The following is a 12,552-nucleotide window of genomic DNA, read 5'->3' as shown; positions in this document are numbered from 1 at the left end:
CGGTCAGGGGAAAAGATCAGGCGAAGACTTCCTGGACGGGGCTCTCCACGGCGGCCTGCGCCACCGCTTCGGTGGTCGACACCACCTTCACGCCGGCCAGCGCCAGCATGGTGATGATGGCGTTCGGGTGGTCCGTCATGTCGCTGCCGCCCATGTAGCCGTGGTTGTAGCCGCTGAAGGTCGTCACCGCCACGTTCGCCGCGTTGGTGGCGAAGCTGGCGCTGGTCTCCGGAACCACGCTGTCGCCGCTGTTCTGGGTGGTCTGCGCCGTGATCGTGTCGATGCCGTTGAAGGTGAAGGCATAGTCGGACCCGCTGTCGGCGCAGGTCGCCAGATCGATGCCGGCGAAGCAATAGTAAGGCTTGGGCGGCTTGGCGGTGTAGTTCAGGTTGCCGAAGAAGGTCTTCGCCTCGGCCAGCACGCCGGTCTTGAGGCCCTTCAGCGCCAGCACGGCCTGGAAGACCGTCTCGCTGGTGTCATAGATGTCGTACTGCTTCGTGGCGTTGTCCCCGGTGCCCTGCACGAACAGTTGCTGGTTCGGGCTGGTCAGATCCGGCGGCAGCAGCTCGTAGGTGGACGGGAAGCCCTTGCTGTTCACGGCCTCCTGCAGGAACCAGTTCACGAACAGCTTGGCGTACCAGGGCAGGGGCATGGCGTCGGCCAGCGTCCCCAGGATCGCCGACAGGGCCAGCGGCGCGCCGAGGTGCGGCGTGGCCAGCGTGGTCAGCGACTGCAGGTTGCTCCACCAGCTCGTCGAGGACGAGACGATGCCGGACTCCAGCATGCCGCGGCAAACCAGCCCGCCCATGCTGTGGCCGACCAGGTAGAGGTTGTAGGCTTGGTCCTGCGCCTTGTAGGCGGCGTCCAGGTACGCGATCGCGCCGGACAGCCAGTTCGCCGAGGCCATGTTGTCCTGACGCCAGTCATAGGGGACCATGTAGAACAGCAGGTTGGACACCGGCACCGGCGTGCTGTTGGTCTGCACCGCCGTGTTGTAGGTGAAGGTGGTGAAGGCCGTGCCGCTTTGGAAATTCGACGCGGTCGTCAGGTAGGTGAGCAGGCTGCCATAGCACGGGACCTGCTCCGTGCTCGACAGCGAGTAGGAGGAGACGACGTTTCCGACGGACAGGTTGCCGACGTTCAGCACGTCGTAGGCGTACTCCAGCTTCTGGGCGATGGTGTCATCGCTGTTCATGACGTTCGGCCACACGTTCGTGGTGCCGTCGTACAGTTCCGACGCGGTCGTACCCGGAACGAAAACGATGACCGTCGCGGTTCCCGACATTGAAGCCTCCGATTGTAGTATTATTTGCGAGATATTCTATACAGAAGCAATTTATCACGTTCAAATGACGAAAGGTGACAAACACAGATCAAATGCGACTGATGAGTGCATATCTATGTACCAAGCGTCTCAGTGGTTTCTGAGGCGGTGAATTGCACCCGGAATGCTCGGCTCCGGCGCCGAATGGGTGGCGGCCGGGAATGTCATCACCGCGCGGTTCGAGCCGGTCGCCGCCCGTGGGGACATGAAAACGGCCGGCCGATCCGCGCCGCCGTTGGCCGGTTGGATGGTGGCTGTGCCGGGGCATCCCCATCCCCCGCCCAGCATTCGAAAACAAACAAAATTTGCCAACCCACTGGCGGCGAACACAAATCCGTCACGATGCCGCCGCGCGCAAAGGCGCGACCGCGCCCGATCCGCCCAAGCGCGCCCAGCGAATTCGGCAGGTCCTCCCCATCAGGGTTAATACATCGGATTCCGTGTTATACAGAACGGATGCGCACCGCCGCGTTCACGTTATGCAACGGATCGTCTTGTGTTCTCCTTCCGCGGGGAGATAGAAGGTCACCATCGGATGCGGTTGCGCGGTCATACCAGATGGACACGCGTCCATCGGCGAGGCGCGCAGCCGACGGCCGGACGACCATAGAGGTGAACGAGGATTTCACGATGGCGAGCCAGGGCGACAGCAAGTGGGTCTACAGCTTCGGGGCCGGTGCCACCGAAGGCCGTGCGGAAATGAAGAACCTGCTCGGCGGTAAGGGTGCCAATCTGGCCGAAATGGCCAACCTGGGACTTCCGGTTCCTCCGGGCTTCACCATCACCACAGAGGTCTGCACGTACTTCTATGCCAACGGCCGCAACTATCCGCCGGAGCTGAAGGCCCAGGTGGAAACGGCGGTGAAGCGGCTGGAGCAGGCCATGGACGCCAGCTTCGGCGACCCGGCCAACCCGCTGCTGGTGTCGGTGCGCTCCGGCGCCCGCGCCTCCATGCCGGGCATGATGGACACGGTGCTGAACCTCGGCCTGAACGACGCGACGGCCGCCGGCTTGGCCAAGCGCTCGGGCGATGCCCGATTCGCGTACGACAGCTACCGCCGCTTCATCCAGATGTACTCCAACGTGGTGCTGGACGTTGACCACCACCACTTTGAAGAGATCCTGGACAACCACAAGCGCGACAAGAGCCACAACCTCGACACCGACCTGTCGGCCGAGGACTGGCAGGCGGTCATCGAGGACTACAAGAAGGCGGTCGAGCATGAACTCGGCAAGCCCTTCCCGCAGGACGTGCAGGAGCAGCTGTGGGGCGCCGTCGGCGCCGTGTTCGGCTCCTGGATGAACGCCCGCGCCATCACCTACCGCAAGCTGCACGACATCCCGGCCAGCTGGGGCACCGCGGTCAACGTGCAGTGCATGGTGTTCGGCAACATGGGCAACGACTGCGCCACCGGCGTGGCCTTCACCCGCAACCCGTCCACCGGCGAGAACGCCTTCTACGGTGAGTATCTCGTCAACGCCCAGGGCGAGGACGTGGTGGCCGGCATCCGCACGCCGCAGCACCTGACCATCGCCGGCAAGGAGGCCAACAAGTCCGACCTCCCCGCCATGGAAGAGGTCATGCCGGAGGTCTTCAACCAGCTGAACGAGGTCCGCCTCAAGCTGGAGAAGCACTACCGCGACATGCAGGACATCGAGTTCACGGTCCAGCAGAACAAGCTGTTCATGCTGCAGACCCGCAACGGCAAGCGCACGGCCCCGGCCGCGCTGAAGATCGCCGTGGATCTGGCCAACGAAGGTCTGATCGACCAAGCCGAAGCCGTGCGCCGCATCGACCCGGCCTCGCTCGACCAGCTGCTCCACCCGACGCTCGACCCCAAGGCTGACCGCAAGGTCATCGCCAAGGGCCTGCCGGCGTCGCCGGGTGCGGCCTCGGGCAAGGTCGTCTTCACCGCCGACGAGGCGGAGACCCAGGCCGGCCAGGGTGAGGCGGTCATCCTCTGCCGCATCGAGACCTCGCCGGAAGACATCCACGGCATGCACGCGGCCCGCGGCATCCTGACCACCCGCGGCGGCATGACCAGCCACGCGGCCGTCGTGGCCCGCGGCATGGGCCGCGCCTGCGTGTCGGGCGCCGGCGACCTGCGCATCGACTACAAGTCGAAGATCATGATGGTCCGTGGCCTGACCGTGAAGGAAGGCGACATCCTCACCATCGACGGCTCGACCGGCGAGGTGATGCTGGGCGAGGTCCCGACCATCCAGCCGGAACTGTCGGGTGACTTCGCCACGCTGATGGGCTGGGCCGACGGGATCCGCCGCATGAAGATCCGCACCAACGCGGAGACGCCGCTCGACGCCCGCACCGCGCGGAAGTTCGGCGCGGAGGGCATCGGCCTGTCGCGCACCGAGCACATGTTCTTCGACCCGGACCGCATCCTGGCGGTGCGCGAGATGATCCTGGCGGAGAACGAGGCCGGCCGCCGCGCCGCCCTGGCGAAGCTGGAGCCCTTCCAGAAGAAGGACTTCGTCGAGCTGTTCACGATCATGTCCGGCCTGCCGGTCACCATCCGCCTGCTCGACCCGCCGCTGCACGAGTTCCTGCCGAACACCGACGCGGAGATGGAAGAGGTCGCCAAGGCCACCGGCACCGACCTGCTGCGGGTGAACCACCGCGTGGTTCAGCTGCACGAGGCGAACCCGATGCTCGGCCACCGCGGCTGCCGCCTTGGCATCACCTACCCCGAGATCTACGAGATGCAGGCCCGCGCCATCTTCAGCGCGGTCGCCGACGTCTGCAAGACCACGGGCGAGACGGTGATGCCGGAGGTCATGATCCCGCTCATCGGCACCAAGAAGGAGCTGGACATCCTCAAGGACGTCGTCGACCGCGTCGCCAAGGAGGTGATGGAGTCGACGGGAGTGACGTTCGAATACATGGTCGGCACCATGATCGAGCTGCCGCGCGCCGCCCTGAAGGCCGGTGAGATCGCCGAGTCGGCGGAGTTCTTCTCCTACGGCACGAACGACCTGACCCAGACCACCTTCGGCCTGTCGCGCGACGACGCCGGCGCCTTCCTGCCGGAGTACCAGCGCCAGGGCATTCTGGAGCACGACCCGTTCCAGACGCTGGACCAGGATGGCGTGGGCGAGCTGATCGCCATCGCCACGGAGCGCGGCCGCAAGGTCCGCCCGAACATCAAGCTCGGCATCTGCGGCGAGCATGGCGGCGACCCGGCCTCCATCTCCTTCTGCGAGAAGGTCGGGCTCGACTACGTGTCCTGCTCACCCTACCGCGTGCCGATCGCGCGTCTGGCCGCTGCCCAGGCGGCTCTGGCCGCCGACACGGTCAAGCGCGACTGACCTGACGAGAGCGAAGGCCCCCTATCCGGGGGCCTTCGTCTTTTTGGACTGCCTTTTGTGCACGAAGCGAGGGGAGGGTGTTCGAATGTTTGATGAAGCCGCCTCGCGCCTCGCGCCCCTTCTCGATGAAGGCTCCGGCCCCACCGCCGCCCGGACCGCGGTGCTGGCCGTCTGCGCCGGCGACCGCTCCTGGACCACCGGCCTTGCCCGTCCGGGGGAAACGCCTCCTCCTCCCACCGCCCGCTTCCTGACCTACAGCATCACCAAGACCATCGCCGCCGCGGCGGCCCTGCGCTTGGCTGGGCAGGGCGCGATCGACCTCGACGCGCCGCTGGACCGCTGGCTGCCGGACTTCGCCCCCGCCGCCCGCCTGACCCTGGCCGACCTGCTGTCGCACCGGGCCGGGCTCTACAATTACGGCGGCATGCCCAAGTACCACGCCGCCGTCCGCGCCGGGGAGGAGCCCTGGACGGAGGACGAATTCCTCATCCGCTGCCGCGCCGACGAACCCTTCGCCCCGCCGGGACAGCAATTCTCCTACTCCAACATCGGCTATCTGCTGGTCAAGCGCCTGCTGGAGCGCGCCTCCGGCCTGTCCTTCGCCGCCCTGCTGGAGCGGGAGCTGTTCGGCCCCCTCGGCCTGACCGACTGGTGCGTGCCCACGACCCGCGCCGACCTCGCCGGCCTTCATCTCGCCCCCAGCCCCTACCTGGGCGGTGACGGCCCGCCGGTCCCCGTGGCCGGCCACTACCACCCCGGCTGGGTGTCGCACGGGGTCGTCGCCGCCACCGCGCTCGACACCGCCCGCCTGCTGCACGGCCTCTTCACCACCGACCTGCTGGCTCCCCGCCTCGCCGCCCGCATGACCGAGTCGTGGCCCGTCCCCGGCCAGATGCGCGGCCGCCCCTGGGTGGAGCCCGGCTACGGCCTCGGCCTGATGGTGGAGCGCGACCCGCAGGCCGGCCCCTGCTGGGGCCACACCGGTGGCGGCCCGGGCTGCACTCCCACGGCCTACCACGTCCCCGGCCCGGTCCCCCTGACCATCGCCGTCTTCACCGACGGTGAGGACGGCGACCAGGCCGAATGGATGGTGATGGAGGCTGCGGACGCGCTGCGGTCGCGGTGAAGTCCTCGCGTTGGGCCATCACCCCGCGCCTACCCCCGGTCGAACAGCTCCATCTCCCCTTCCACGGCGATGCCCTTCAGCGCCTTCAGGAAATCCAGCTCCTGGTGCACGGTCTCGCGTTCGGTTTCCGGCCGCAGCAGGCGGCGGAAGACCTTGCCGGTGGTCGGGAAGAAATGCACGCGGCGCCCCGTCGGCCCGCCCAGGTCCTCGCTGATCAGCGCCAGCCCCTCCCGCCGCACGTAGTCCAGGGCGAAATCCCGGTTGGCGGCGCCCACGTCCAGGCTGGTGTCGATGACGCGGGCGGCGCCGAACAGCTTCACCTCCAGCCGCTCGCGCCGCGCGCCGCGGGCCAGCAGATCGTTGATCAGCCGCTCCATCGCCACGCTGCCGTAGCGGGTGGCGACGCCGAATCCGTCCCCGACCGGCGAGCCCGGCAGCAGGAAATGGTTCATGCCGCCGACCCGCGCCACGGGGTCGTGGATGCAAGCGGCGACGCAGGATCCCAGCGTGGTCACCAGCATGTCGTCGGCGCGGCTGGAGATGCGGTGATGCCCCAGCACCACCGACACCACATAGGCCTGGAACTCCGGATCGAAGAAGCTGCCGTCCGCCCGCAGCCCATCCGCCCGCAGCCCATCCGCCCGCAGCCCATCCGCCCTGGGGGCGCGCCGGTCGGCGTTTCCGGCAAAATCGCCGCCGGTTTGCTGGAAGGGCGTCAGTCCGCGCCGCGTCATGACGGCCGGCCCTACAGCAGGACGACCCAGGAGGCCTCGCGGCCCTTCGGCGCCTCCCGCACCCGCAGGTGCACGCGCTGGCCGGTCGCCAGCTCCAGCAGGTTGCAGCGGCGCAGCACGCTCTTGTGCACGAACACGTCCTTGGCGCCGTCGTCGGCGGTCACGAAACCGAAGCCCTGCTCCGGCTTGAACCACTTCACGGTCCCGGTGACCTCCGTCTCCGGCCCGGTGGATGCTGCGCGCCGGTCTGCCGCCGGCGGCTGCTGGCCGGCCCCGCCGACCACGCCCTCGCTCACCACCTCCAGGATGTGGGCGACCTGCGGGCCCTTGCCGCCGGGCAGGATCTGGCACAGCAGTTCCGCCCCATCGCCGATCTCATGCCGGCCGATGCGGTTCAGGACGGAAATGTGGAGGAAGGCGTCCCCCGTCCCGTCCTCCGGCGACACGAAGCCGAATCCCTTGGTGGCGTTGAACCATCGGACGGTGGCCCGCGTGCGGGCGCCTTCGCTGAGCGATGGTCCGGAGAAGGGCGGGGTTGGGTCGTACCGGGACAAGGGCTGACATCCTTCGGCCAGGGCATCGCGCGCGGTCATGCCGCTCCGGCGATGCCGATCCGTCCCGGTGCTTCCCGCCGGCGGGCCCGCCGCGAAGAATTTAGCCACATCAACAATAGGGTCACCAGCGTAATTTTCCGTCAACCACCGGCGGCGGTGCCCGTCGCGGTCGTCCGCCGGCCTTGCGGCCCCGAACTTGGCGGACCATTTCGCCCGAAGAGCGGTTACAATCGGCGCAAAACCCCGCGTCCGGGGCGCCGGTTAAAAAAGGACGCACAAAGAACGACGAGGGAGAAGCGCATGGGTGAAGCGGCCCGCAACCTGTCGGAGCATCTCTGGGAACGCGGCTATCCGCCTGAGGTGGACTGGAACGCGCCGCTGCCGGCGCAACCCTTGACGGCCCTGCTCGACGAATCGGCGACCCGCTTCGCCACACGGCCGATGCTCGATTTCCTGGGCAAGCGCAGCAGCTATGGGGAGATCGCCGCGCTGGTGGATCGCGCGGCCAAGGGTTTCCAGGCCGCCGGGGTGGGGAAGGGCGTGCGCGTCGGCCTGTTCCTGCCGAACACTCCTTACTACGTGATCTGCTTCTTCGCCGTGCTGAAGGCCGGCGGCATCGTGGTGAACTTCAACCCCCTCTACGCGGAGCGGGAGCTGCAGCACCAGATCGCCGACAGCGGCGTGGAGATGATGGTCACCCTGGACCTCAAGGTTCTCTACGACAAGATGGCCCGCATGCTGGCCGAATCGCGGCTGAAGCGGCTGGTCGTCTGCCCGATGGCGGACATCCTGCCCTTCCCGAAGAACTGGCTGTTCCCAATCGCCAAGCGGGCGGAGGTGGCGCGCATCCCCACGGACGACCGGCACCTGCCCTTCAAGCAATTGGTCGCCAACGACGGGCGGCCGCAGCCCGTGCCGGTCGATCCGGCCAAGGACATCGCCGTCCTGCAATACACCGGCGGGACGACCGGCGTGCCGAAGGGGGCGATGCTGACCCACGCCAACCTCACCGCCAACACGGAGCAGTGCCGGCTGTGGTTCGTCGGCGCCAAGCCGGGCGAGGAGCGGATGCTGGGCGTGCTGCCCTTCTTCCACGTCTTCGCCATGACGGTGGTGATGAACCTCAGCATCCGGTTCGGGGCGGAGATCGTCATGCTGCCGCGCTTCAACCTGGACGAGGTGATGCAGACGATCCACAAGAAGCGGCCGACCCTGTTCCCCGCGGTGCCGACCATCTACACCGCCATCAACCACCACCGGCACTTGGCAAACTACGACCTCTCCTGCATCCGCTACTGCTTCTCCGGCGGCGCGCCCCTGCCGGTGGAGGTGAAGCAGGCTTTCGAGCGGGCGACCGGCTGCGTGCTGGTGGAAGGCTACGGCCTGTCGGAATCCTCGCCCGTTGCCACCGGCAACCCGATGACCGCGCCGGGCAAGGCAGGATCCATCGGCCTGCCGCTGCCCGGCACGGTGATCGAGATCGTCAGCCTGGAGGAACCGCGCCGCGTCCTGCTGCCCGGCGAGAAGGGGGAGGTCTGCATCCGCGGCCCGCAGGTGATGCAGGGCTATTGGAAGAAGCCTGAGGAGACCGCCATGACCCTGATCGACGGGCGCCTGCACACCGGCGACGTCGGCTACATGGACGAGGACGGCTACACCTTCATCGTGGACCGCATCAAGGACATGATCCTGTGCAGCGGCTTCAACGTCTACCCGCGCAACGTGGAGGAGGCGATCTATCTGCACCCGGCCGTGGCCGAATGCGTGGTGGCCGGCCTGCCCGACGAATACCGCGGCCAGACGGTCAAGGCCTACATCCGCGTGGACGAGGGGAAGACCCTGACTCGCGACGAACTGATCGACTTCCTGAAAGACAAGCTGTCGCCCATCGAAATGCCCAAGGTGATCGAGTTCCGCGACCAGCTGCCCAAGACGATGATCGGCAAGCTGTCCCGCAAGGCCCTGCTGGACGAGGAGGCGGAACGCCGCGGCAATGCTGGGGGTGCGGCGTGATCAAAAGGCACACAGCCAAGCATTGCGGAGTTCAAACGCAAGAGTGACGGGTCGGTTGCGGTGTTTTTACTCTGGAAACAGCTGTAAAATCGTTGTGAAAAATCGATAGTGGTGCTTCTATGCCAATTGTGGAGTCGCGACGCGGGACCAGGGGCGTCCGAACCTCGTGAAGAATTGGATAGGGGGTGCCGATATGAAGAAATCCATTGCCCTTGTTGCCCTTGCCGCGTCTTTCATCGCTGTTGCGGGCTGCGTCCCGGTGCCGATGTACGACGAGCAGAGCATGTACAACCCCGGTGGGGCGTTGGCCGACAAGCACCAGGGGCCCATGGTTCTGTCCGGTGCGAGCGAGGCCACGGTCAACGCCATGTTCCCGAAGGGAACGCCGAAGTCGCAGGTGATGCAGGTCCTGGGCGCCCCGACGACCAACTCCTCGAGTTCGGAAGGAACGTCGAGCCAGCTGTACTCGCACACGTTCACGAGCTACCGGCGCAAGCAGGTCCAGAGCGAGGCCCTGATGGTGCAGTACGACAAGAACAACACCGTCAGCGCCCTGAACTTCTCGACCTCCAACAGCAGCTGGTGATGACCGGCGGCGGGCGGACGATCATTCCGCCCGCCGCCCTTTGCCGTCACGAGGATGGACAGGCGCCGGGGGAGGGCCGATATTCCGGCCGTCGGGCCTGGTTTCCGGGGCGGTGCGCACCTTCCCCGCGGCCCGGCTTGATCGCTGTGTGATTGCTGATCGCGGAGGCCGGATTTGAGTGACGCGGATCAACAAGGTGCTGATCAACTCGGTGATGCGGAACGAAAAAGGCGCCTGCGCGGTTTCCTCAACCATCTGATCGCCTATTTCGTGGCGATGGTGGTCCTCGTGCCGGTGAACGCCGTGCTGGACCCCGGATATCCCTGGTTCCTCTTCCCCCTGGTCGCCTGGGGAGCCCCCCTGGCGCTCCACGCGGCCTACGTCATGGGGTGGTGGGGGCGCAAGAACGATATGGAGCCTGGACATGGCTGAACCTGGGGCCGAACCCGGACCGGACCGCACCGAACGCAAGGCGGTGCTGGCCCGCATCCACGGCAAGGTGCAGGGCGTGTGGTACCGCGGCTGGACCGTGGACACGGCGACCGCCTTCGGCCTCGACGGCTGGGTGCGCAACCGCAGCGACGGCACGGTGGAGGCGCTGTTCGCCGGCCCCGCCGACACCGTGGACCGCATGCTGGAGGCCTGTCGCCGCGGCCCGTCGTCCGCCATCGTCCGCGACATCGCCATCGAATCCGCCCGCGACCCGGGCTCCTTGCCGTTCGAGCAGCGCGGGACGCTGTGAGGGAGGGTGTCGATATGGAGGTTGTTAACCACAGAGACACGGAGACACAGAGATAATTCTGGTGACGCGCTGGTTCGGAATGCGCCCAACCAAACGGCCGACGATGCTCCGGTTCTCTCTGTGCCCTCTGTGTCTCTGTGGTGAAAGGACCCGGTCGGTCGCCATACGGAATTTTACGGCTCTCCTCGTTGCCCTCGCGGCTCTCCCCGCGCTGGCCGACAGCCCGTTGAACCGGACGGAGGACGGGCACCAAGCGCCGGTGCCGCCCGGCGGCTACGATCTTCCATTGGCTCCGCCGGTGGTGCGCTACCCGTACCCGCCGCAATGGGTGACGATTCGCTCCACCCAGGACTGGCGCAAGGCCGGGCGCTTCGAGAAGGCGTTGAGCGACCTCTGCGCCGCCCGGAAGTTTCAGGAGGTGATGCCCATGCGCTTCCGGGCCATCTTCAAGGGCGACGTGCTGGGCGTCGCCTTCGGCCACGGGCTGAACCTGTACGACCCGAAGAAGCAGGCCAACCGCAAGCTGATCTACCTGTTCCGCAACGGCGACTCGACCGGCTGCACGGTGATCTCCATCACCAACGAGGACCTGCGCATCCTCAACGACGGCCAGCCCCCCGCCAAGAAGAAGTGATCGCGCCGCCCTGCAATCATTCCTCCGCCGGACCTCGGCCGAACACCTCGGCGAAGCTGGCGATCATCGCCGCGTCCACGTCCTCCATGGTCACGAGGTGGCCGAGCGCCACCATGGACGTCACGCCATGCTCGCTGATCCCGCAGGGCACGATGCCGGAGAAGTGGGACAGGTCCGGTTCCACGTTCAGCGCGACGCCGTGGAAGCTGACCCAGCGCCGCACCCGCACGCCGATGGCGGCGATCTTGTCCTCCTGGCCGGGCACGCCGCCGTAGGGCCGCTTGTCGACCCAGATGCCGACGCGGCCCTCGCGCCGCTCCCCCCTGATGTTGAAGGCGGCCAGCGTGCGGATCAGCCACTCCTCCAGGTCGTGGACGAAGGCCCGGATGTCGGCGCCGCGCTTCTTCAGGTCCAGCATCACATAGGCCACGCGCTGGCCGGGCCCGTGGTAGGTGAACTGGCCGCCGCGCCCAGCGTCGTAGACGGGGAAACGGTCGGGCTCCAGCAGGTCCTCCCGGCGGGCGCTGGTGCCGGCGGTGTAGAGCGGCGGGTGCTCCAGCAGCCAGACCAGTTCCGGCGCGGTCCCGGCCCGGATGGCTTCGACGCGCGCCTCCATCTCCGCCAGGGCCTCCGGGTAGGGGACGGGCGAGTCGCTGATCCGCCATTCGATACCGGCGGTTACGGGGGTGGGGGCGTTCGGGTCGGTCTGGGGCAGGGCGGTCATGACGGAACGGAGACTTTCTTGACGGGCTGCGCGAGACGCCGCTTGATCGGGCGTTGGGGATCTGGTATTCCCCCGCTCCACCTGTTGGCAAGAGCAATCCTGTCAACGGTGCTACCAGCCTCGTGCGGTCGTGGCGGAATTGGTAGACGCGCAGCGTTGAGGTCGCTGTGGCAGAGATGCCGTGGAAGTTCGAGTCTTCTCGACCGCACCACTCTCCCACATCGTTGGGATGGTTCGAAGAGCCCGCAGGCCGAACGGCCGAGCGGGCTTTTTCGTGTCTGGCTGCCTTGTCAGCAGAAGGTGACGTACTGGTCCAGCGCCACGCGGCGCAGGGTCTGCACCAGATAGGGTTGCGCGTTGTGGACCACCACCTGTCCCTTGGCGTCGCGGCAGCGGTTGGCCAGGATGAACAGCATGCCGATGGCCGTTGAATCCAGAAACGTCAGGTAGCGCAGGTCCAAATGCACGTCCGGGCGGGCGGCAACGTCCCAATCCGCCAGAAGGGCGTGGAACTTGGGGCTGTCGTCGTAGGTGAAGCGCCCCGACAGCAGAATGCCTTCCTGGCCGTCGACCTCGGTGTAGGCGTATTCCATCGGACCGTCCGCTGGCTGGGGGAACCCCATTATGGGTGCCCTAACTTTTCCGCATGTGCAAGCATTGCGCGAAGGAGGGGCCGGGCGCGCGGGCCGCGTTTGCCATGCTGGACAAAGCGGAGGCGCACCTATATTTCGTGGGCGCCCCGGCGACGACCCGCGCGGGGGCTCCCCCAACCCGCAAACCCCGGTGCGCCA

12 protein-coding genes and 1 tRNA gene are annotated in these 12,552 nt (G+C 67.0%); 8 read left to right on the top strand and 5 right to left on the bottom strand.

Going from position 1 to position 12,552, the window contains the following annotated elements:
- Positions 1–16: 16 nt before the first annotated feature.
- Positions 17–1,285 carry an esterase/lipase family protein gene (locus M2351_RS11510; RefSeq protein ID WP_264656200.1) on the bottom strand — a complete coding sequence of 423 codons (1,269 nt, stop codon included), beginning with the start codon at positions 1,283–1,285 and terminating at the stop codon, positions 17–19.
- 669 nt (positions 1,286–1,954) lie between these two features.
- On the opposite strand from M2351_RS11510, the gene ppdK reads away from it, so the two are divergent.
- Both ppdK and M2351_RS11500 read left to right on the top strand, forming a co-directional pair.
- Positions 1,955–4,648, top strand: coding sequence for a pyruvate, phosphate dikinase (gene ppdK, locus M2351_RS11505; RefSeq protein ID WP_264656867.1), 2,694 nt, complete (start codon positions 1,955–1,957; stop codon positions 4,646–4,648).
- An 85-nt stretch (positions 4,649–4,733) separates the two neighbouring features.
- Entirely contained in the window at positions 4,734–5,774 is a 1,041-nt protein-coding gene (locus M2351_RS11500; RefSeq protein ID WP_264656199.1) for a serine hydrolase domain-containing protein, read from the top strand.
- Between the two features lie 29 nt (positions 5,775–5,803).
- On the opposite strand, the gene M2351_RS11495 is transcribed toward M2351_RS11500, so the two are convergent.
- Both M2351_RS11495 and M2351_RS44925 read right to left on the bottom strand, forming a co-directional pair.
- Entirely contained in the window at positions 5,804–6,508 is a 705-nt protein-coding gene (locus M2351_RS11495) for a chemotaxis protein (RefSeq protein ID WP_264656198.1), read from the bottom strand.
- Between the two features lie 11 nt (positions 6,509–6,519).
- Positions 6,520–7,101 carry a cold-shock protein gene (locus tag M2351_RS44925; protein ID WP_319801879.1) on the bottom strand — a complete coding sequence of 194 codons (582 nt, stop codon included), beginning with the start codon at positions 7,099–7,101 and terminating at the stop codon, positions 6,520–6,522.
- A gap of 261 nt (positions 7,102–7,362) precedes the next feature.
- On the opposite strand from M2351_RS44925, the gene M2351_RS11480 reads away from it, so the two are divergent.
- The 5 genes from M2351_RS11480 (at position 7,363) to M2351_RS11460 (ending at position 11,037) form a co-directional block, all read left to right on the top strand.
- Positions 7,363–9,075: a long-chain-fatty-acid--CoA ligase gene (locus M2351_RS11480; protein WP_264656197.1), complete on the top strand. Its 1,713-nt coding sequence runs from the start codon at positions 7,363–7,365 to the stop codon at positions 9,073–9,075.
- A gap of 193 nt (positions 9,076–9,268) precedes the next feature.
- Positions 9,269–9,661: a hypothetical protein gene (locus M2351_RS11475; protein WP_264656196.1), complete on the top strand. Its 393-nt coding sequence runs from the start codon at positions 9,269–9,271 to the stop codon at positions 9,659–9,661.
- A 174-nt stretch (positions 9,662–9,835) separates the two neighbouring features.
- Complete coding sequence (locus tag M2351_RS11470; protein WP_264656195.1) at positions 9,836–10,093, top strand: 2TM domain-containing protein; 258 nt, start codon at positions 9,836–9,838, stop codon at positions 10,091–10,093.
- Complete coding sequence (locus M2351_RS11465) at positions 10,086–10,403, top strand: acylphosphatase (protein WP_264656194.1); 318 nt, start codon at positions 10,086–10,088, stop codon at positions 10,401–10,403. Before M2351_RS11470 ends, M2351_RS11465 begins: the two co-directional genes overlap by 8 nt.
- Before the next feature lie 226 nt (positions 10,404–10,629).
- Positions 10,630–11,037, top strand: coding sequence for a hypothetical protein (locus tag M2351_RS11460; RefSeq protein WP_264656193.1), 408 nt, complete (start codon positions 10,630–10,632; stop codon positions 11,035–11,037).
- Positions 11,038–11,053: 16 nt separating this feature from the next.
- Here the strand turns inward: M2351_RS11460 and lipB are convergent, their stop codons facing one another.
- Entirely contained in the window at positions 11,054–11,707 is a 654-nt protein-coding gene (gene lipB / locus M2351_RS11455) for a lipoyl(octanoyl) transferase LipB (protein ID WP_264656865.1), read from the bottom strand.
- A 178-nt stretch (positions 11,708–11,885) separates the two neighbouring features.
- On the opposite strand from lipB, the gene M2351_RS11450 reads away from it, so the two are divergent.
- A tRNA-Leu gene (locus M2351_RS11450) sits at positions 11,886–11,972 on the top strand.
- Between the two features lie 79 nt (positions 11,973–12,051).
- On the opposite strand, the gene M2351_RS11445 is transcribed toward M2351_RS11450, so the two are convergent.
- Complete coding sequence (locus M2351_RS11445) at positions 12,052–12,354, bottom strand: STAS domain-containing protein (RefSeq protein ID WP_264656192.1); 303 nt, start codon at positions 12,352–12,354, stop codon at positions 12,052–12,054.
- Positions 12,355–12,552 lie beyond the last annotated feature (198 nt).

Origin of the sequence: Azospirillum canadense (assembly GCF_025961225.1) — a bacterium.
Classification (GTDB): domain Bacteria; phylum Pseudomonadota; class Alphaproteobacteria; order Azospirillales; family Azospirillaceae; genus Azospirillum; species Azospirillum canadense.
This window is presented reverse-complemented; position numbering and strand designations above follow the sequence as displayed.